This is a genomic window from Amnibacterium sp., from assembly GCF_036559085.1.
Lineage (GTDB): Bacteria > Actinomycetota > Actinomycetes > Actinomycetales > Microbacteriaceae > Amnibacterium.
Genome location: NZ_DATBTU010000008.1, coordinates 1 through 20,623 on the forward strand (window position 1 = coordinate 1; position 20,623 = coordinate 20,623).

Consider the following 20,623-nt stretch of genomic DNA (forward strand, 5'->3'; position numbering starts at 1 on the left):
TCTCGCCGGCGTGATCAGCGCGGTGGGCGACGGGGTGCAGGGGCTCGCCGTCGGGCAGGACGTGATCGGGCTCTCCGACGGCCGCAACGCGCAGGCCGAGTACGCGCTGCTGGCCGCCGATCGCGTGGTGCCGAAGCCCGACAGCCTCGACTGGGCCGCCGCCGCGACGCTGTACGTGGCGGGCACGACGGCGCTCGTCATGCTCGACGTCACGCAGCCGCAGCCCGGCGAGACGGTCGCGATCAGCGGCGCGGCCGGCGGCGTCGGGGTCTTCGCGACGCAGCTCGCGGTGGCGACCGGCGCGCGGGTGCTCGCGATCGCCGGCCCGCACAACCACGAGCAGCTGCGCGCGTGGGGCGCGGAGCCGGTCGCGTACGGTGACGGCCTCGAGGACCGGCTGCGCGAGCTCGCGCCGGAGGGGATCGCGGCGTTCCTCGACACCCATGGCGGCGGCTACGTCGAGCTCGCGCTGCGGCTCGGGGTGCCGAAGGAGCGGATCGAGACGATCATCGACTTCCCCACCGCCGGGCGCCTCGGCACGGTCGCGAAGGGCATGGCGGCGATGGCGGATCCCGCGGCCGGCGTCGCGCGGCTCGCGCAGCTCGTCGCGGACGGCGCGATCGAGGTGCCGGTCAAGGGCCGCTTCCCGCTCGACCAGGTCCAGGACGCGTACCGCGCGGTCGAGTCCCGCAGCGGCCTGGGCAAGGTCGTCCTCGACATCTCGACCCCTTGACCCCTGCCCATCCGCCCCATCCGGGGTGTCCGAGGAGCCGGGAGTTGCCACTCGTGGTGACTTTCGGGCGTGAGAAGTCGCCACGAGTGGCAACCCGCCGGGGTGGGGCCCGGGGTCCGGCCGGGAGTTGCCACTATTTGCGATCTTGAGGCGCTCAAGGTCGCAGAAAGTGGCAACAGCCAGGGCGGGAGGGGTGCCCCCGGAGGCGGCCGCCGTCATACGGATGCGGGGCTCCCGTAAACTCGTGGGATGCCCGCGGGTCGACCGTTCACGATCACCACGCCGATCTTCTATCCGTCCGATGTGCCCCACATCGGCCACGGGTACACGGAGGTCGCGGCGGACGTGCTCGCCCGCTGGCACCGGCAGGCGGGCGACGACACCTGGCTGCTGACCGGTACGGACGAGCACGGCCAGAAGATGCTCCGCACCGCGACGGCGAACGACATGGGCCCCCGCGAGTGGGCGGACCGCCTCGTGCAGCAGGCCTGGCTGCCGCTGCTCGAGACGCTCGACATCGCGAACGACGACTTCATCCGCACCACGCAGCCCCGCCACGAGCAGGGCGTCGCCGCGTTCGTGCAGCGCCTCTACGACACCGGCTTCATCGAGGCCGGCGACTACGAGGGCTACTACTGCGTCGGATGCGAGGAGTACAAGCAGACCGCCGAGCTCGTCGCCGGCACGGGCAAGTACGAGGGCCAGCTGGTCTGCGCCATCCACTCGATCCCGGTCGAGCTGCTCTCCGAGCGGAACTACTTCTTCCGGATGAGCCAGTTCACGGACCGGCTGCTCGCCCTCTACGAGGAGCGGCCCGACTTCGTGCAGCCGGAGAGCGCCCGCAACGAGGTCGTCTCGTTCGTGAAGCAGGGTCTCGCCGACCTCTCGATCTCGCGCTCGAGCTTCGACTGGGGCGTGCAGGTGCCCTGGGACGAGCGCCACGTCGTCTACGTCTGGTTCGACGCGCTGCTGAACTACATCACCGCGATCGGCTTCGACGGCGACGAGGCGACGCTCAACCGCCGCTGGCCCGCCGTGCACCTGGTCGGCAAGGACATCCTCCGCTTCCACGCCGTCATCTGGCCGGCGATGCTCATGGCCGCGGGCCTCGAGGTGCCGCGCCAGGTCTTCGCGCACGGCTGGCTGCTCGTCGGCGGCGAGAAGATGTCGAAGTCGAAGCTCACGGGCATCGCGCCCGCGAGCATCACGGACGTCTTCGGCTCGGATGCGTTCCGCTACTACTTCCTGCGCGCCATCCCGTTCGGGCAGGACGGCTCGTTCTCGTGGGAGGACCTCGCCGCCCGCTACCAGGCGGAGCTCGCGAACGGCTTCGGCAACCTCGCCTCGCGGGTGATCGCGATGATCGGCCGCTACCGGGGCGGCGTCGTGCCGGCCGCCGGCGACCCGTCCGAGCGCGACCTCGGCATCCGCGAGGTCGTGCGGACGGCGGCGATCGAGGCGGATCTCGCGATCGAGCGGATGGCGCCGCACGAGGCGATCGCGTCGATCTGGCGGATCGTCGAGGAGCTGAACGGCTACCTCACCCTCGAGGAGCCGTGGGCGCTGGCGAAGCGGCCCGAGGAGGCCGCCCGGCTCGACGCCGTGCTCGCCACCGCGGCCGAGGGGCTCCGCGCGCTCGCGGTGCTGCTGTCGCCGGTGCTGCCGAAGGCGTGCGCGAAGCTCTGGACGGCGCTCGGCGCCGGGGGCGCCCTCGGGCTGCTCGCCGACCAGCCGCTGCGGTCCGCGGGCGACTGGGCGCAGCTGCCGGCCGGCACCGCCACCGCCCCGCTCGAGCCGCTCTTCCCGCGGATCGAGCAGGAGGTCCTGAGTGCCTGACGGCCCCGCGCCCGACCTGCCCGGCCCGGAGGCCGTGCGGCGGCGGGAACCGGATCCGTCGCGCCGCGACCTGTCGTACCCGCCTTTGCCCGAGGCGCTGCGGGTCGGCGTCTACGACAACCACACGCACCTCGAGATCGCGGACGGCGACGAGGGCCTCGACTGGCGCGAGCAGCTCGACCGGGCCTCGGCCGTCGGCATCCGCGGCGTCGTGCAGGTCGGCACCGACGTCGAGACCAGCCGCTGGTCGGCGGCCACCGCGGCGACGGATCCGCGGATGCTCGCGGCGGTGGCCGTGCATCCGAACGAGACGCCCGAGCTCACGGCCGCAGGCACGATCGACGACGCGCTCGCCGAGATCGACCGCCTGGCCGGACTGCCGCGCGTCCGCGCCGTCGGCGAGACCGGACTCGACTTCTACCGCACCGGCGAGGAGGGCCGCCCCGCCCAGATCGCGGCGTTCGAGGCGCACATCGCGATCGCGAAGGAGCGCGGCCTCGCGCTGCAGATCCACGACCGCGACGCGCACAGCGAGGTCGTCGACACCCTGCTGCGGGTCGGCGCGCCCGACCGCACCGTCTTCCACTGCTTCTCCGGCGACGCCGGCCTCGCGAAGCTCGCGACGAGCCACGGCTGGTACCTCTCGTTCGCCGGTACCGTGACGTTCAAGAACGCCGAGGGGCTCCGGGCGGCGCTCGCCGTCGCGCCGCGCAGCCGCCTCCTCGTGGAGACGGATGCGCCGTACCTCGCGCCCGTTCCCGTGCGCGGGCGCCCGAACGCGCCGTACCTCGTGCCGCACACCCTGCGGGCGATGGCCGCGATCCTCGAGGCGGATCCGTCGATGCTCGCCGCGCAGATCGCCTCGAACACGGAGGCCGTCTACGGCTCCTGGGACGACGAGCCGCCCGTCCCGTCGGCGCCCCCGCGCAGCGCCTGACCGCGGAGCGCCCGCCTCCGCCCCGATCCGCGTCTGCTGTCCGCACGGACAACTGAGGCAGGTACATCGCCGACAGATGTCCGAGCGGACAGCAGTCAGCGCGTCAGCGGCAGGGCGGTTTGCAGTCCTGCACCTCCCCAGCGAGACTGGCGCGATGCAGCGCCGGCGCCCGACGTCGCTGCTGATGCGGGGTCTGATCGCGCGCCGCTCCCTCTCGATCGCGGTGCTGATCGCCGCGGGGCTGACGACCGCGGCCGCGGCGCTCGGGCCCATGTACGCCCACGCTGCGGCGGAGTCGACGCTCCGCGACGAGCTGCTCGCCGCGACGTCGGGCCAGACCGGGCTCCACCTCACCATCGCGGAGCCGCCCGTCGACACCCAGCTGCCGCCCGCGCAGTTCGACAGCGCGGTGCAGGAGGCCCCGAGGTCCCTGCCGCACTACGGGAAGCCGATCGGGACGTTGAGCTGGCAGGTCGGCGCATTCGGCGCCGGGGACGCCGCCCGCGGTGCAGCCGTCTGGCGCGACGGCGAGTGCGCCCACCTCGTGCTGACGAGCGGCCGATGCCCCGAGCGCGCCGGCGAGGCCGTCGTCTCCGCCCGCACGCTGCAGATCAACGGGATCCGCTGGCGGTCGGGGACCGTCCTGGCGCTCGCGGACACGACGCCGGGCTCCACCGAGTCCCTGCCCGTGCGGATCGTCGGCACGTACCGCCCTGCGAGCGCGCTCGATCCGTTCTGGTTCGGCGTCGACTACTTCCAGGAGGGCGAGGACGCGGCCGGCAACATCCGCGTCGACACGATCTTCGTCGCCCGCGCCGAGTTCCGGCGGCTCGTCGAGAGCGAGGTGCACGCCTCGCTCGACTACCCGTTCCGCCCCACCTCGGTGCGGTTGGCGGACGTCCCCGGGCTGCGGGCGGATGTGGACCGGCTGCAGCACCAGCACTCGGACAGTGCGCGGCTCGCGCTCACCACAGGGCTCGACGACGTGCTCGACGCGGCGGCGCATCAGCAGCAGCTGGTCGACATCGGCACCCTGCTCGTGACGCTCCAGCTCAGCCTGCTCGGCTGGCTCGTGCTCTTCCAGATCGTCACCGATCTCGCGGAGGCGCGTGGACCCGAGATCGCGCTCGCGAAGCTCCGCGGGCACCGGCCATGGCAGGTGCTCCGGTTCGGCATCGCCGAGCCCGTCGTGCTCCTCGCGATCGCCACCCCGATCGGCATCGCGGTCGGCGCGCTCGCCGCCGTCGCGCTCGGCGGCTCGGTGCTCGTCCCTGGCACCCCGGTCGTCATCACCATCGCGTCGATCGCGGCCGCGGCGGCCGCGTTCGCCGGCGGCGTCGTCGCGACCGTGCTCGCCGGTGCCCGGGTGCTCCGCCGGCCGGTGCTCGAGCAGTGGCGGCGGACGATGCGGTCGCAGCGGCCGACCCGGGTGTCCCTGGTGGTGGACCTGATCGCGGCGGCGCTCGCGATCGGCGCGTTCGTGGTGCTGCGCACGCTGCCCGCAGGCCACGGCCAGGGCACCGCAGCGCTGCTCGCCCCCGCCCTGCTCGTGCTCGCGGTCGCCCTCGCCGGCGTCCGGCTGCTGCCGGTCGTCGTCCGCCTCACCCTCCCCGCGACGCGCGCCGGCTCGCGAGTCGGGCTCTTCCTCGCCACCCGGCAGGTCGTCCGCCGGCCGGCGGGCGTCCGCCTCGCCACGCTGCTCGCGGTCGCGGCCGGCCTCGCCGCCTTCGCGATCGGCGCGGAGGGGACCGCGGTCGGCAACCGGCTCGTCCGTGCCCAGGCCGAGGTCGGCGCCGCCACCGTCGTCGACGTGCAGCCCACCGGCAGCGGCGACCCGGTCGCGACGGTGCGGCGGCTGGATCCGAGCGGCACCTGGGCGATGGCGGCCGCGACGTGGCTCCCCGACGGTGGTGGCGCCGTCGCCGGGACGGTGCTCGCCGTCGACGCGACCCGCTTGGCCGCCGTCGGCGACCCGACCGCCGGTGGGATCGGACGTGCCGACCTGGCCCGCGCGGTCCGTCCGCGAACCGTGGCGCCGCTGGCCGTCCGCGGGACCCGCATCGAGGCGACGATCACGGCCTCGGCGCTGCGGCCAGGGCTCCAGCCCCAGGTGCAGTTCGATCTGCGCACCCCCGCCGGGCGCACCGTCGCCGCGGAGTCGACCCTGCTCCGCAACGGCATGCACACGTACCGGGCGACCGTGCCCTGCGCCGCCGGATGCACGCTCGCCGGGATCACCTGGGACCGGCCGATCTCGATCGAGAGCGGGGACATGGCGGGCACCGCCCTCCTCGCCGGCCTGGCGGCGGGCGGTCCCGGCGCGGTGCGGCCGCTCGCGGCCCGGCTCGACGATCCGGCCGCCTGGCGGGCCGCGGTCCCGGTCAGCGAGGCCCGCGACCGGGTGTCGGTGGCCTCCGGCGGGGTGCTCGACCACTTCTCGGGGGCGAGCGGATACGGGGGCGTCGCGTTCGCGTCGACGCCGCCGGTGCTGCGCGCCGTCAGCACGCCGCACGGGCTCGTGCACAACCCGGGAACCGGTCCTCCCACCGTCGTCGACTCCTTCGGAACACGGGCCGCTCTGCAGCCAGTGGCCACGTCGGCGGTGCTGCCGGCGGTCCTCGACGCCGGCGTGCTGCTCGACGCCCGCAGCGTCGAGGACCTGGTGCCCGCCTTCCGCACGGAGGCGTCGTGGCAGGTCTGGCTGTCGTCCGCCGCGCCGCCGGACGCGCTGGCGCGGATCGCCCGTGCCGGCCTCGTCGTGCAGGGCGTGACGACGACCGCGCAGCGCGAGCGGGTGCTCGGGCGGCAGGGGCCGGCGCTCTCGCTGCTCCTCCTGCTCGCCTCCGCCGTCGTCGGCGCGGTGCTCGCCGCGGTCGGGACGGCGGTCTCCATCGGCGCGTCCGCACGCCGCCGCTCCTACGAGCTCGCGGCGCTGCACGCGGTCGGTGTGCGGCGTGGGTCGCTGTTCCGCGCCGCCGTCGCCGAGCAGAGCATCCTGCTCCTCACGGCGCTGGCGCTCGGCATCCCCGCGGGCCTGCTCGCCGCGTTCCTCACCCTGCCGGTCCTGCCCGAGTTCGGGACGGCGACGCCCGTCGCGCTGACCTTCACACCCGCCGTGCTGCCGGTGGCGCTGTTCGCCGGCGCGTTCGTGGTGCTCGTGCTCGTCGCCGCGGTCGTGTCGGCTGCGGCCGTCCTCGCCCGGTCGGGGCCCGGCCGCCTCCGGGAGGCCGAGGAATGACCGCGCTCGAGGTGACGGTGGAGCACCTCACCCACGTCTACGGCGCCGGCGAGGAGGCGGTCGTCGCGCTCGACGACCTCACCTTCCGCCTCCCGGCCGGGTCGACGACCGCGGTCATGGGCCCGTCGGGGTCGGGCAAGTCGACGCTGACCACGATCCTCGCCGGGCTGCAGCGGCCCACGGCCGGCCGGGTGCTGATCGGCGACGCCGACCTCGCGACGCTGTCCGAGGTGGACCTCCTCCGACTCCGCGCCCGCGAGCTCGCCGTCACGGTGCAGCGGCCCGACCGGAACCTGCTCGGCTACGGCACCGTGGCCGACAACGTGCGGTTCGCGCAGCGCGGCGCCGCCCGATCCGAGCGGTGCCGCCGGCCCGACGTCCTCGAGGTGCTGCAGCAGGTGGGCCTCCCGCACCTCGCCGGGCAGCGCGCGGACGGGCTCTCGGGTGGCGAACGTCAGCGGCTCGCGCTCGCCGTCGGCCTCGCGACCGCGCCCGGCGTGCTGCTCGCCGACGAGCCGACGAGCCAGCTCGACGACCGCAACCGGGACGCCCTGGTCGAGCTGCTCTGCAGCCTGGCCGGCCGGGTGACCGTCATCGTGGTCACGCACGACGACCGCCTCGGCGACCGCTTCGACCGGCGCATCGTGCTGCGGGACGGGAGGGCGACCGGATGAGCGAGGATCCCATCCGCCTCACGGGCGTCCGCTTCGCCCGCGGCGGCCGCACGATCTTCGACGGCCTGGACCTCACCATCCCGCTCGGCAGGTCCACGGCGCTCGTCGCACCCTCCGGCGCGGGCAAGTCGACCCTGCTCGCCCTCATCGCCGGACTCGTCGCGCCGGATGCGGGCATGGTGACCACGCCGTTCACGCCGGCCGAGACCGGCCTCGTGCTCCAGGCCTACGGCCTCGCCGGGCTGCTCACCGCCGCCGAGAACGTCGAGGTCGCGCTGCAGGCGCGGCGCGGGCTGCGGCGCGCGGACATCCGCCGACGGGCCGAGGAGGTGCTCGAGCAGGTGCACCTCACGGCCGTCGCGGACCACCTCGTCGAGGAGCTCTCGGGCGGGCAGCAGCAGCGTGTCGCCGTCGCGCGGGCGCTCGCGGTGCGGCCGCGCCTGCTGATCGCGGACGAGTTCACCGCGGAGCTCGACCGCGGCAACCGCGACGGGATCGCCGACCTCGTCTTCGGCGCCGCGGCGCACGGCGTCACCGTGGTCATCGCGACGCACGACCGGCGGATCGCCGAGCGCTGCGACGCGGTGATCCCGATCAGCGACCTGACCGGAGCCGCGTCTGCTGTCCGCACGGACAACTGAGGCTGCTGCAGCACGAACAGTTGTCCGTGCGGACAGCAGACAGCAGAGGGCTCAGTGGCCCATCGGCGCGCTGACCTCCGGGAGCCCCGCCGAGGCGCCGAGCCCGAGCACGCGGTCGAGGTACTCGTTCCGGAACTTGCCCTCCGGGTCGTACCGCGTGACGAGCTCGCGCTGGTCGGCGAGGTGCGGATACGCCGCCGCGAAGCCCGCCGGGTCGACCCGGTTCAGCTTGCCCCAGTGCGGCCGCGGCGCGAAGGGCGCGAGCGCCGCCTCGATCGCGGGCAGCAGCGCGAACACCTCGTCGGGGTGGTTCGCCCAGGTGAAGTGGATGGCGAGCGAGTCGCGGCCGGATGCGGGGGAGAGCCAGAGCGCGTCCGCCGCCATCGTGCGCAGCTCGGTGACGACGAGATGCGGCGCGATCCGGTCGCCGAGCTCCCGCACCGCGGTGAGCGCCGCCTGCGCGTCGTCGATCGCGACGAAGTACTCGGTCTGGATCTCGTCGCCGGCCGACGGCGGGGTGTCGAGCCGGAAGTGCGGCAGCCCGTGCAGCCACGGCACCGCGGCGCCGCGGCGGGTGAGGTTCTCGGCGATGCCGGGCACGAGCTCGGCGCGCTCGTCGGGGTCGCGCTGCGCACCGAAGTAGGTGTCGTCGACGTTCGCGTCCGCCGAATCCACGCGGCGCTTCACCCAGAGCTGCTCGACCTCGTCCGCGACCCACCCGGTGAAGACGCTCACGCTGTAGGCGCTGGCCGCCACCTCGCGGAAGGAGCCGAGCAGGGTCTCCCACGGCATCCGGCGGTAGACGTCCTGGCGGATGAGGTACCGCGGCTCGATCGCGAGCGTCACCCGCACCGCGGGACCGAGCGCGCCGAGGGCGACGACGGAGCCGGCGAGCTCGGGGTCGTCGGCGGTGACGCGGCGCAGCTCGCCGTCCGGGCCGACGAGCTCGACGCCGCGCACCGCGGACGACAGGTTGCCGTTGGCGACCCCGGAGCCGTGGGTGCCGGTCGCGACGGCGCCGGCCACCGAGATGTGGGGGAGCGAGCCCATGTTGTGGAGGGCGTAGCCGGCGTCGTCGAGCGCCGCGGCGACCACCCCGTACTTCGTGCCGCCGCTCACCGTGGCGGTGCGGGCGCCGAGGTCGATGTCGACCTCGCAGGGCAGCCCGGTCATGTCGATGAGCGTGCCGGTGGTGTCGGCGATGCCGTTGAAGGAGTGCTTCGAGCCGAGCGGACGTGCGCGCTTCGCGCCCGCGACGATGCGCCGCAGCTCGTCGATCGAGGTCGGCGCGACGATCTCGGGCGCCCGGTACTCGTAGGTGTTCGACCAGTTCTTCATGCGATCTCCTTCGTCCGCCCTCGCGTCGAGTCTGACGCCTCCGCGCCTGGGGTGGGTTGCCACTTCCGGCCCTCGAAGGACGGCTTCGAGGGCGAGAAGTGGCAACCCCCCCCCTGGGTCAGGAGGCGCGTGCCGCCGCCGCCCGGTACTGCGTGAGGATCTCCGGATGGTGGTCCGGAGCCGGTTCGGCCGTCACGTCGATCGGCCAGTCGGGCCGCTGCCCGGTGAGCGTCCACGCGGCCTGCACCGCGGCGCCCGAGGCGACGTACTCGCCGGGGGCGGGCACGACCACGGGCTCCGCGAAGACCTGCGCCGCGATCGCCGAGACCGCGGGGTTCTGCGCTGCGCCGCCGATCAGCAGCAGCCGTTCGGCGACCACGCCCTGCGCCTGCACGGCGGCGAGGCCGTCCGCGAGCGCGCAGAGCAGCCCCTCGACCGCCGCGCGCGCGAGGTGCGGGCGCGTCGTCGTCTTCAACGTCATGCCCGACAGCGTCGCGGTGGCGTCCGGCAGGTTGGGCGTGCGCTCGCCCTCGAAGTACGGCACGAGCACGAGCCCGTCGGCGCCGGCGGGCGCCTGCAGGGCCAGCCGGCCGAGCTCGTCGTGGTCGACGTCGAGCAGGCGGGCTGTGGCGTCGAGGATGCGGGCGGCGTTCAGCGTCGCGATCAGCGGCAGGAAGTCGCCGGATGCGCTCGCGAACCCGGAGACCGTGCCGGCGGCATCCGTCGTCGGCCTCGTGGTCACGGCGAACACCGTGCCGGAGGTGCCGATCGAGACGACCACATCGCCCGCCGAGGCGCCGAGCCCGAGCGCGCCGCCCGCGTTGTCGCCGGCGCCCGGGCCGACCACGATGCCGGCGGGGATGCCGGGCAGCCCCTCGATCGTGCGGCCGGCGGCCTCGTGCGGCCCGAGCACGCGCGGCAGCACCGCGTCGTGGCCGAGCGCCGCCTCGAGCAGCACGCGGTCGTAGCGCCCGCGGGACGGATCGAAGTAGCCGGTGCCGGAGGCGTCCGACCGATCCGTCGTCAGGGCCTCGAGCACCGGCCCGGAGGGCGCGACGTCGTCGGGGCCGTAGCCGAGCAGCCGCCAGGTGAGCCAGTCGTGGGGGAGCGCGACGGCCGCGACGAGCGCGGCGTTGTCCGGTTCGGCGTCACGCAGCCAGCGCAGCTTCGTGGCCGTGTACGAGGCGACCGGCACGCTGCCCGTCGCCTCGGCGAGCGCTTCCGCGCCGAACTCGTCGATCAGGTCACGCGCCGCCTGCGCCGAGCGGGTGTCGTTCCAGAGCAGCGCGTCGCGGACCACCCGGCCGTCGCCGTCGAGCACCACCATGCCGTGCTGCTGGCCGGCGATCGAGATCGCCGCGACGTCGTCGAGGCCGCCCGCATCCTGGATCGCGGCGTGCAGCGCCGTCCACCAGGCCTCGGGATCCACCTCCGTGCCGTCCGGATGCGACGCGCGACCGGAGCGCACGAGCGCTCCGGTCGCGACGTCGCGGATGACGACCTTGCAGCTCTGGGTCGACGAGTCGACCCCGGCGACGAGCGTCATCGGGCGCGGGTCAGCGCGCGCCGAGGAGGTGCTCGGTCGCGAGCTGCTGCAGCTGCACGAAGCCGAACCCGTTGCCGTTGAAGTACTGCTTGGCGTCGAAGTCCTCGAAGGCGCTGCTGTCGGCGAGCAGGTCGTCGAACGACTCGCCCTCGTTCAGCGTGGGCTTCGACAGCTCGTCGACCTTCGCGCGGGACAGCGCGGCCTGCACCTCGGGGTCGGCGCGGAAGGCCGCGGCGCGCTCCTTCAGCAGCAGGTAGTTGCGCATGTTCGCGGCGACGGACTCCCAGACGCCGGTCTCGTCCTCGGTGCGGCTCGGCTTGTAGTCGAAGTGGCGCGGCCCGTCGTAGGTCGGGCCGCCCTGCGGGCCGCCGTTCTCGAGCAGGTCGACGAGCGCGAACGCGTCGTACAGCTCGCCGTGACCGAACACGAGGTCCTGGTCGTACTTGATGCCGCGCTGACCGTTGAGGTCGATGTGGAAGAGCTTCCCGGAGTAGAGCGCCTGGGCGATGCCCGCCGAGTAGTTCAGGCCGGCCATCTGCTCGTGCCCGACCTCGGGGTTCACGCCGAAGAGCTCGGGGCGCTCGAGGGTGTCGATGAACGCGATCGCGTGGCCGAGCGTCGGCAGCAGGATGTCGCCGCGGGGCTCGTTCGGCTTCGGCTCGATGGCGAAGCGGATGTCGTAGCCCTTGCTCGTCGTGTAGTCGGCGAGCAGGTTGACGGCCTCGCGGTAGCGCTCGAGGGCGGCGCGGATGTCCTTCGCCGGGTTGTACTCGGCGCCCTCGCGGCCGCCCCACATGACGAACGTCTTCGCGCCGAGCTCGGCCGCGAGGTCGATGTTGCGGAGCACCTTGCGGAGCGCGAAGCGGCGGACGCTCCGGTCGTTCGAGGTGAAGCCGCCGTCCTTGAAGACGGGCGGGCTGAAGAGGTTCGTCGTGACCATCGGGATGATCAGGCCGGTCGACTCGAGCGCGCCCTTCAGGCGGTCGATCTCGGTCTGCCGCTCCGTATCCGTGGAGCCGAAGGCGAAGAGGTCGTCGTCGTGGAAGGTGAGGCCGTACGCGCCGAGCTCGGCGAGCTTCTCCACGACGTGCACGACGTCGAGGGGCGCACGGGTGGGGCCGCCGAAGGGATCGGTGCCGTTGTAGCCGACGGTCCAGAGGCCGAAGGAGAACTTGTCGTCACGGGTGGGCTGCACTGCCATCGTCATCATTCCTGTCAAGATTGTTGTGGCGTCCAACATAATGCCCGGACGGCTCGATAGCAACGGTCGCCCTCCTCCCTACACTGACACGCGTGACCCCGGGATCGGATGTGTTCGGCGACCAGGGCGGGCGCAACGACCTCGTCCGCCGGCACAACCTCGCGCTCGTGCTCCGGCGGGTGCATCTGGCGCCCGCGACGCGCAGCGAGCTCACCCGCGTGAGCGGGCTGAACCGCTCGACGATCGGGGCACTCGTCGCGGAGCTGGTCGACCGCGGGCTCGTCGTCGAGGACGAGGCGGCGGGCGCCGGGCAGGTGGGCCGTCCGAGCCCCCTTGTGCGGCCGTCGGATGCGCCGGTCGCGATCGCGGTGAACCCCGAGCTCGACGCGGTGACCGTCGCGGCGGTGCGCCTCGGCGGCCGGGTGCTCGCGAAGGAACGGATCGCCTTCGACGCGCCGCCGTCGCCCGAGGAGGCCGTCGGTGCCGCCGCCGAGGCCGCCCGCCGGCTGCTCCCCGACGGCGCCGGCCGGATCGTGGGGGCGGGCGTCGCGGTACCGGGCGTCGTCCGCCGCACCGACGGGCTGGTGCGCCTCGCGCCGCACCTCGGCTGGCACGACGTGCCCATCGCCGAGATGCTCGCCGAGGCGCTCGGCGTGCACGCGGGCGCGGCGAACGACGCGAGCCTCGGCGCCCAGGCCGAGTGGGTGTTCGGCGCCGGCCGGGGCGTCGTCGACCTCGTCTACGTGCACGGCGGCGCGAGCGGCGTCGGCGGTGGGATCATCTCGGGCGGCGTGCTGGTCAGCGGCGCCACCGGGCACGCCGGGGAGCTCGGCCACATCGGCATCCGCCGCGGTGGCGAGAGCGACACGATCGGCGTGCGCGGCACGCTCGAGTCCGAGGTGCGCCGCAGCGCGCTGCTGCAGGTGCTCGGTCTCGACCGCGCGGACCCCGACGAGTTCGAGGCCGCGCTGCTCGCCGACGGCAGCCGGCCGGTGCGCGACGAGGTGCGGCGGCAGGTCGCCGCCCTCGCCGTCGCGCTGGCCTCGACGATCAACCTGCTGAACCCGAGCCGGATCGTGCTCGGCGGCTTCCTCTCCGCCCTCGCCGCCGCGGCGCCGGACCGCCTCGCCGAGGCCGTGGCGGCTCGGGCGCTCCCGCTGCCCGACGAGCCCGTCGACATCCGCCGCGCGGCGCTCGGCAGCGACCTGCTGCTGATCGGCGCGGCCGAGCTGCCGTTCGCGCGCCTCTTCGCGGATCCGCTGCCCGGCTGAGCGCGAGTCAGGCCGAGGGCGCGACCGGGGCCGTGCTCTCGCGCACCACGAGGTGGGTGGCGAGGTCGATGCGCTGGTCGGTGGGCTCGCCCGCCCCGAGCCGAAGCACCATGCGCGTCGCAGCGGCGGCCATCTTCTTCAGCGGCTGGTGGATCGTCGTGAGCCGTGGACGGGAGAGCACCGCGAAGTCGCGGTCGTCGTAGCCGACCACCGAGAGGTCGTGCGGCACGCGGAGACCGTGCTCCGTGGCCACCTCGATGACGCCGAGCGCCATCAGGTCGTTGCCCGCGAACACCGCGGTGGGCCGGTCCTCGGTCCCGAACAGCCCTTCCGCCGCCGCACGGCCGCCGGCGGTGTCGAACTCGCCGGAGCGGATCCAGTCCTCCCGCACCGGCACGCCGCGCGAGCCCATGGCCGAGCGGAACCCGTCGAGCCGCGCCAGGGCGCACATGACGTCGTCGGGGCCGGTGACCATCGCGATCCTGCGGTGGCCGAGCTCGAGCAGGTGGCGCGTGGCGGTGAGGCCACCCGTCCAGTTCGCGCTGCCCACGGACGGCAGGTCGGGCGAGGGGTCGCCGGACGGATCGATGACGGCGAAGGGGATCATCCGGGAGCGCAGCTGCTCCGCGACCGCTGCCGAGAGGCCGGATGCGACCAGCACCACGCCCGCGGGCCGGCGCGCGAGCACGCCCTGCACCCATTCGCGGCCCGGCGAGTGACGGTCGCCGCTGACGGAGATGACGACGCTCATGCCGTTGGCGCGGGCCGCCTCCTCGACGCCCGCGATGATCTCGACGCTCCACAGCTCGTGGAAGACGACCTCGATGAGGTTCGAGGTGGGCGAGACGGCGCCGCGGCGGCGGTACTCGTACTTGTCGAGGAGCTCCTCGACGCGCTTGCGGGTGCCGGTCGCCACGTCCGCACGGCCGTTCAGCACCTTCGAGACGGTGGAGAGGGAGACGCCCGCCTCCTCGGCGAGCATCGCGAGGGTCGTGCGCCCCTGCGTGGTGGTGGCGGAGCCGCTCATCGCACTCCTCCTCGTCGCACTCGTGGGCTGTGAGCGCAGCGTACAAGGATCGGTCGCGGTTCCGAAAGTTTCGAGGTGAGGTGTTCACGCGGGGAGCAGTGCCAGGCTGGATCCGTGTTCACGGATCTGCCCGAGGCCGAGCTGCGCGGCTACACCAGCAGCGCGGTCGAGCCCGACGACTTCGACGACTTCTGGGCGGGCGAGCTCGCCCGCTCCCGCGCGGTGGCCCGCGCGCCGCGGCTGACGGAGGTGGAGACCGGGCTGACCGCGATCCGCGTCTTCGACGTGGTCTTCTCGGGCTGGAACGGGCAGCCCATCCGCGCGTGGCTCCGTGTGCCGGCGCACGCCGAAGGCCCCCTGCCGACGATCGTCGAGTACGTCGGCTACGGCGGCGGCCGGGGTGCGGCGCATCTCAATCTCACGTACCCGGCGGCGGGCTACGCGCACCTGCACATGGACACCCGCGGCCAGGGGTCCGGCTGGAGCCGCGGCGACACCCCCGACGACGCGCCCGCGGGCCCGCAGGTGCCCGGCGTGATGACCCGCGGCATCCTCGATCCGGCGTCCTACTACTACACGCGCCTCTTCACCGATGCGGCGCTCGCGGTCGACGCGGCCGCCGCGCTCGAGCAGGTCGACGCGACGCGGATCGGCGTCACCGGCATCAGCCAGGGCGGCGGCACCGCGCTCGCGGCAGGCGCCCTCGTGCCGCGGGTGCGCGCGGTGGTCGCCCGGGTGCCGTTCCTCTGCGACTTCCCGCGGTCGACGACGATCACGGATGCGCATCCGTTCGCCGAGGTCCCCGCGTACCTCGCCACGCACCGGGACGCCGAGGAGGCGGTCTTCCGCACGCTCGGCTACATCGACGGCGTGCACTTCGCCAAGCGCGGCACGGCGCCGGCGCTGTTCACCGCCGCGCTGATGGATCCGATCGTGCCGCCGTCGGGCGTCTTCGCGGCCCACAACGTCTACGGCGGCGAGAAGGACCTGCGGCTCTGGCGGTTCAACGGCCACGAGGGCGGCGGGCCGGATGACGACGTCGCGGCGCTCGGGTTCTTCGCCCGGACGCTCGCGGCCGAGGTCGGCTGACCGGTTCAGCCGATCGTCACCGCGCAGTGCAGCGCGCGGGTGTGGTCGACGACGCGGCGCGTGCCGGTCAGCTCCACCTCGGCGGTGAGGCGGATGTCGCCGCTCGACGCCCCGAGGCGCAGCTCGATGACGCCCGGCTCGACGATGCGGGCGAGGTCGCGGCCCACGAAGGACGTGACGTCGGCCGGGACCCGGAACGACACCGTCGCCGATGCGCCCGCCTCGAGCGGGACGCGCGCGAAGCCGATCAGCTTCACGACCGGGCGCGTGACCTCCGCGACCGGGTCGTGCAGGTAGAGCTGCACGATCTCGGTGCCGGCGCGCTCGCCCGTGTTGCGGACGGTGAGCCCGACGGTCACCTCGCCGTCGACCGGCATGGATGACGGGGCCGCCTGCGCGGCGCCGTCGACGGTGAGGTCCGACCAGGCGAACGAGGTATAGCCGATGCCGGCGCCGAACGGATAGGCCGGGGTCGGATCGAGGTTGGAGACCTCGCTCCTCAGCGCCAGCGTCTGGCTGAGGTAGGTCCACGGCTGGCCGCCGGGCAGCGCGGGCACGCTCACCGGGAGGCGGCCGGAGGGGTTCACCGCGCCGGACAGGACGCGGGCGATCGCGCCGCCGCCCTCCTCGCCGGGGAAGAAGGTCTGCACGATCGCGGCCGCGCGCTGCGGCGCGGTGCCGAGGGCGTAGGGGCGGCCTGAGTCGACGACGAGCACGACCGGCGTGCCGGTGTCGAGCACCGCCTCGAGCAGGTCGGCCTGCACGCCGGGCAGGCGCAGGTCGGCGGCGTCGCAGCCCTCGCCCGAGGTGCCGCGGCCGAACAGCCCGGCGCGGTCGCCGAGCACGACGATCGCCACATCCGCGGTCCGCGCGACCTCGACCGCCGCGGCGATGCCGTCGGTCTCGGGGCCGTCGACGCTGCAGCCCGGCTCGGCGACGACGCTGCTGCCGGCGAACTCGGTGCGGATGGCGTCGAGCACGGTCGGGATCTCGACGCCGAGCGGCAGCTCGGGGTGGTGCGCGCCGACGTGGCTCGGGAACGAGTAGCAGCCGAGCATCGTGAACGGGTCGTCCGAGGCCGGGCCGACGACGGCGAGGGCGGCGGCCGCTGCGAGCGGCAGGACGCCGTCGTTCTTCAGGAGCACGACCGCCTCCTCGGCGATCCGCCGCGCGATCGCGCGATCCGCGGCGGGATCGAGGTCCACGGTGCCGGTGACGTCCGCGCCCGGCTCGAGCTGCGCCTCCGTGAGGGCGAGGGGACGGGCGTCCCAGTCGGCGTCGAGCAGGCCGAGCTCGAGCTTCTGGGACAGCACCCGGGTGAGGGACAGGTCGACGAGCGACTCGTCGATGCGGCCGGCCTCGACCTCCTCGATGAGCGGCTCGAGGTACGCCTTCGGGCCCGGCAGCTCGACGTCGACGCCGGCGGTGAGGGCGAGCCGCGCGGCGTCGCCCCAGGTGCCGGCGACGCCGTGCAGCAGCTTGAGGAAGCCGATGCCGAAGTAGTCGGCGACGACGGTGCCGTCGAAGCCCCACGTGTCCCGGAGCAGGCCGGTGAGCAGCTCGCGGTTCGCGGCAGCGGGCACGCCGTCGACCTCGGCGTAGGAGTGCATGACGCTGCGGACGCCGCCCTCGCGCACCGCCATCTCGAACGGCGGCAGGATCACATCCGCGAACTCGCGGGGACCCATGCTGACGGGAGCGAGGTTGCGGCCCGACCGCGAGGCGGAGTACCCGGCGAAGTGCTTCAGCGTCGCGACGATCCCGGTCGACTCGAGGCCCTGCACGTACGCGGTGGCGACCGTGCCGACGAGGTACGGGTCCTCGCCGATGGTCTCCTCGACGCGGCCCCAGCGCAGGTCGCGCACGACGTCGAGCACCGGCGCGAGGCCCTGATGCACACCGACGGACCGCATCGAGGCGCCGATGCGCGACGCCATCTCGCGGACGAGGTCGGGGTCGAACGTCGCGCCCCAGGACAGCGGCACGGGGTAGGCCGTCGCCTTCCAGGTGGTGAAGCCGGCGAGGCACTCCTCGTGCACGAGCGCGGGGATGCCGAAGCGGTTCGCCTCGACGATCCGGCGCTGCATCCGGGCGAGGGCGGCGGCGCCGGCGGCCGGATCGACGGGGTTCGTGCCGAAGGCGCGGGTCAGCTGGCCGAGGCCCTGCGTGAGGAGCGCGTCGAGGTCGAAACCCTTCTCGAGCTCGGACTGGTGCGGGGCGACGCCCGGGCCCTCCGGATCCGCGCCGAGCCACATGCCGTAGAGCTGCGCGACCTTCTCGCGGAGCGTCATGGCGCCGATCAGCGCGGCGACGCGCTCCTCGGCCGGCCGGCCGGCATCGGTCCAGGGCGCGTCGGTACCGGCCGTCGACGTCATCGTCACCACTCCCTAAAGTTTCGCTCCGCGACAGAAAACTGTCGGAGGCGAGCACAGCCTAGGTCGGGGTTCGGGCGCCCCTCAAGGCAGCACGCGGAGCGCCCGCCCGGACCAGGGCGCCTTCCGTCATTCCGGGCGTCTCATGTCGCCCGGAATGACGGAAGTGGCCCGGAAGCCGCGGGAGGGGGTCACGGGCGCAGGGCGCTGACCGCCTGCATCTCGTCGCCGGTGAGCTCGAAGCCCGTCACCGCGAGGTTCGACGCCTGCCGGCCCGCATCCGTCGACCGGGGGATCACCACGGTGCCGAGCTGCAGGTTCCAGCGGAGCGCCACCTGGTTCCAGCTCACGCCGTGCGCCTCGGCGATGCGGGTGACGACCGGGTCCTTCGCGAGCGCCGAGCCGTGCTTCAACGGGCTGTAGCTCTCGGTGACGATGCCCTTCGCCTCGTGGTACGCCCGGAGGTCGGCCTGGTCGAGGCCGACGCGCAGCTCCACCTGGTTCAGCGACGGCAGCTCGCCGGTCTCGCGCTCGAGCCGGTCGATCTGCTCCGGCGAGAAGTTCGAGACGCCGATCGAGCGGATCCGCCCCTCGTCGCGCAGCCGGATCATCGCCTTCCACGACTCGACGAAGCGGTCGACCTCGGGCATCGGCCAGTGGATGAGGTAGAGGTCGACGACGTCGACGTCGAGCGCCGTCTGCGACCGGTCGAAGGAGGCGAGGGTCTCGTCGTAGCCGTGGTCGCCGTTCGGCAGCTTGGTGGTGAGGAGGAACTCGGCGGGGTCGACGCCCGATCGACGCATGCCGGCGGCCACCTCCGCCTCGTTGCCGTAGCCCTGGGCGGTGTCGAGCAGCCGGTACCCGGCCTCGATCGCGGTGACGACCTGCGCGGTGCCCTTCGCGCCGAAGAGGCCGTAGGTGCCGAGGCCGACGACGGGGATGGACTGCTCGCCGAGTGGCAGGGTGGGGAGTGCGGTCATGATCCGACCGTAACCACGGCCGGCTCCGTGTTCGCCGCGGGCTGCGAAGGGGGAGCGATGACCGCCGCCACCTGTCTCACCGAGGTCTGCGCCGAGCACGGCGAGGGCCCGCTCTGGGATCCCGTCCGCGGGGTGCTCGTGATCGTCGACATGGAGCAGGGCGCCCTCGTCGACGTCGCGCCCGACGGCGCCACGAAGCGGATCGAGCTCGGCGGCGTGACGGCCGCGATCCGCCCGCGCACGTCGGGCGGCTTCGTGCTCGCGACCGAGCGCGGCTTCCGGCTGCTCGACCGCGACCTGCAGCCCGTGGGCGAGCCGATCGTCGCGTTCGAGGACGAGCGGCAGCGGATGAACGACGGCGGCTGCGATCCGCAGGGCCGCTTCCACTGCGGTTCGATGGCGTACGACGAGACGCCGGGCGTCGGGACCCTCTGGCGGCTCGACGCCGACCTCACCGTGCACGCGCCGCTGACCGGCTTCACGATCCCGAACGGGCTGCAGTGGACGGCGGACGGCCGCACGGCCCTGCACGTCGACACCCCCACGAACCGGATCGACGCCTACGACTTCGACGGCGCCACCGGCGCGTTCGCGAACCGGCGCCAGTTCGTGACCATCCCCGAGGACGCCGGGCACCCCGACGGCATGGCGATCGACGAGGCCGACGGCGTCTGGGTGGCGCTCTGGAGCGGATCCGCGGTGCACCACTACACGGCGGACGGGCGGCTCGCCGACGTGATCGAGGTGAACGCGAAGGACGTGACCGCGTGCACGTTCGGGGGCGCGGACCGCTCGACGCTCTACATCACCACCTCCCGGCGGGACCGCGGCGACGCGGATGGCCCCCAGGCCGGCGCCGTGTTCACCGTGCCGACGTCGGTGTGCGGCGCCGTGCCGCATCCGTTCGCCGGATGACCGGGCGCCTCACCGTCGTCACGGGTGGCAGCCGCGGCATCGGTGCGGCGATCTGCCGGCGGCTCGCGGCCGACGGCTCGGACGTCGTCGTCGGCTACCGGCGCGACCGGGATGCGGCCGAGCGGGTCGCGGATACGGTGCGGGCCGCGGGCCGGCAGGCGATCGCGGTGGCGGCCGACGTCGCCGACGAGGCGCAGATCGCGGCGCTGCTCGAGGCCGCCGACGGCATCGGCCCGCTGACCGGGTTGGTCACGTGTGCGGGCGCGGCGACGGCGATCGGCCGGCTGGAGACCCTCCCGGTGGAGGGCATCCGCGCGGACCTCGACGTGAACCTGCTCGGCACCCTGCTGCCCATCCGGGCCGCGATCCCGAGGCTGCGCGCCACGGGTGGCGCGATCGTGACGATCTCCTCGGGCGCCGCGACCCTCGGGTCGCCGGGCGAGTTCGTGCACTACGCCGCGGCGAAGGCCGCCGTCGACGCGCTCACCGTCGGGTTGTCGAAGGAGCTCGCGGCCGACGGCATCCGCATCAACGCGGTCGCACCGGGGCTCGTGGAGACCGACTTCCACCTCGACCCCGGCCGGCCGGCGCGGATCGCGCCGACCGTGCCGATGCAGCGGGCGGGGGAGCCGGAGGAGATCGCCGCGGCAGTCGCCTGGCTGCTCTCGTCCGACGCGTCCTACACGACGGGCGCCATCCTCCGCGTCGCCGGCGGCCGCTGACCCCATCCCCAGATCGCGCCGTTCCGGAGAAATCGCGCGGCACGCCGCCTCCCGGGCCCGGAAGGCGGCGTGTCGTCCAGGAACTCCGGAACGGCGCGATGAA

16 protein-coding genes are annotated in these 20,623 nt (G+C 74.1%); 10 read left to right on the top strand and 6 right to left on the bottom strand.

What is annotated here, in order from left to right; translation table 11 throughout:
- From VIG76_RS00605 to VIG76_RS00630, 6 genes are all read left to right on the top strand, one after another.
- The coding region (locus tag VIG76_RS00605; RefSeq protein ID WP_331949955.1) for an NADP-dependent oxidoreductase at positions 1 to 733 on the top strand (733 nt) is incomplete at its 5' end.
- 249 nt (positions 734 to 982) lie between these two features.
- Entirely contained in the window at positions 983 to 2,569 is a 1,587-nt protein-coding gene (gene metG / locus VIG76_RS00610) for a methionine--tRNA ligase (RefSeq protein ID WP_331949957.1), read from the top strand.
- A gap of 16 nt (positions 2,570 to 2,585) precedes the next feature.
- Positions 2,586 to 3,506, top strand: a complete 921-nt coding sequence (locus tag VIG76_RS00615; protein ID WP_331949995.1) for a TatD family hydrolase — start codon at positions 2,586 to 2,588, stop codon at positions 3,504 to 3,506.
- A 154-nt stretch (positions 3,507 to 3,660) separates the two neighbouring features.
- A complete protein-coding gene (locus VIG76_RS00620) occupies positions 3,661 to 6,744 on the top strand; it encodes an ABC transporter permease (protein ID WP_331949959.1) in 3,084 nt (1,027 codons plus the stop codon).
- Positions 6,741 to 7,418, top strand: a complete 678-nt coding sequence (locus VIG76_RS00625; RefSeq protein WP_331949961.1) for an ABC transporter ATP-binding protein — start codon at positions 6,741 to 6,743, stop codon at positions 7,416 to 7,418. Before VIG76_RS00620 ends, VIG76_RS00625 begins: the two co-directional genes overlap by 4 nt.
- A complete protein-coding gene (locus tag VIG76_RS00630) occupies positions 7,415 to 8,059 on the top strand; it encodes an ABC transporter ATP-binding protein (RefSeq protein ID WP_331949963.1) in 645 nt (214 codons plus the stop codon). The genes VIG76_RS00625 and VIG76_RS00630 overlap by 4 nt, the downstream gene beginning before the upstream one ends.
- 51 nt (positions 8,060 to 8,110) lie before the next feature.
- Here VIG76_RS00630 and VIG76_RS00635 read toward each other — a convergent pair whose 3' ends face one another.
- The 3 genes from VIG76_RS00635 to xylA all read right to left on the bottom strand — a co-directional run bounded on the left by VIG76_RS00635 (position 8,111) and on the right by xylA (position 12,144).
- Positions 8,111 to 9,397 carry an FAD-binding protein gene (locus tag VIG76_RS00635; RefSeq protein WP_331949965.1) on the bottom strand — a complete coding sequence of 429 codons (1,287 nt, stop codon included), beginning with the start codon at positions 9,395 to 9,397 and terminating at the stop codon, positions 8,111 to 8,113.
- A gap of 118 nt (positions 9,398 to 9,515) precedes the next feature.
- Positions 9,516 to 10,943, bottom strand: a complete 1,428-nt coding sequence (xylB, locus tag VIG76_RS00640; protein ID WP_331949967.1) for a xylulokinase — start codon at positions 10,941 to 10,943, stop codon at positions 9,516 to 9,518.
- A gap of 10 nt (positions 10,944 to 10,953) precedes the next feature.
- Positions 10,954 to 12,144 carry a xylose isomerase gene (gene xylA / locus VIG76_RS00645; RefSeq protein ID WP_331949969.1) on the bottom strand — a complete coding sequence of 397 codons (1,191 nt, stop codon included), beginning with the start codon at positions 12,142 to 12,144 and terminating at the stop codon, positions 10,954 to 10,956.
- A gap of 92 nt (positions 12,145 to 12,236) precedes the next feature.
- On the opposite strand from xylA, the gene VIG76_RS00650 reads away from it, so the two are divergent.
- Positions 12,237 to 13,415: an ROK family protein gene (locus VIG76_RS00650; protein ID WP_331949971.1), complete on the top strand. Its 1,179-nt coding sequence runs from the start codon at positions 12,237 to 12,239 to the stop codon at positions 13,413 to 13,415.
- A 7-nt stretch (positions 13,416 to 13,422) separates the two neighbouring features.
- Here VIG76_RS00650 and VIG76_RS00655 read toward each other — a convergent pair whose 3' ends face one another.
- Entirely contained in the window at positions 13,423 to 14,442 is a 1,020-nt protein-coding gene (locus VIG76_RS00655) for a LacI family DNA-binding transcriptional regulator (RefSeq protein ID WP_331949973.1), read from the bottom strand.
- A gap of 114 nt (positions 14,443 to 14,556) precedes the next feature.
- Between VIG76_RS00655 and VIG76_RS00660 the strand changes: the two genes are divergently transcribed.
- Positions 14,557 to 15,531, top strand: a complete 975-nt coding sequence (locus tag VIG76_RS00660; protein ID WP_331949975.1) for an acetylxylan esterase — start codon at positions 14,557 to 14,559, stop codon at positions 15,529 to 15,531.
- Positions 15,532 to 15,536: 5 nt separating this feature from the next.
- Here VIG76_RS00660 and VIG76_RS00665 read toward each other — a convergent pair whose 3' ends face one another.
- On the bottom strand, positions 15,537 to 17,906 hold the full coding sequence (locus VIG76_RS00665) for a beta-xylosidase/alpha-l-arabinosidase (protein WP_331949977.1): 2,370 nt from the start codon (positions 17,904 to 17,906) through the stop codon (positions 15,537 to 15,539).
- A 188-nt stretch (positions 17,907 to 18,094) separates the two neighbouring features.
- Positions 18,095 to 18,883: an aldo/keto reductase gene (locus VIG76_RS00670; protein ID WP_331949979.1), complete on the bottom strand. Its 789-nt coding sequence runs from the start codon at positions 18,881 to 18,883 to the stop codon at positions 18,095 to 18,097.
- Between the two features lie 57 nt (positions 18,884 to 18,940).
- On the opposite strand from VIG76_RS00670, the gene VIG76_RS00675 reads away from it, so the two are divergent.
- Both VIG76_RS00675 and VIG76_RS00680 read left to right on the top strand, forming a co-directional pair.
- Positions 18,941 to 19,798, top strand: coding sequence for an SMP-30/gluconolactonase/LRE family protein (locus VIG76_RS00675; protein ID WP_331949981.1), 858 nt, complete (start codon positions 18,941 to 18,943; stop codon positions 19,796 to 19,798).
- On the top strand, positions 19,795 to 20,520 hold the full coding sequence (locus VIG76_RS00680; protein ID WP_331949983.1) for an SDR family NAD(P)-dependent oxidoreductase: 726 nt from the start codon (positions 19,795 to 19,797) through the stop codon (positions 20,518 to 20,520). Before VIG76_RS00675 ends, VIG76_RS00680 begins: the two co-directional genes overlap by 4 nt.
- Positions 20,521 to 20,623: the final 103 nt, after the last annotated feature.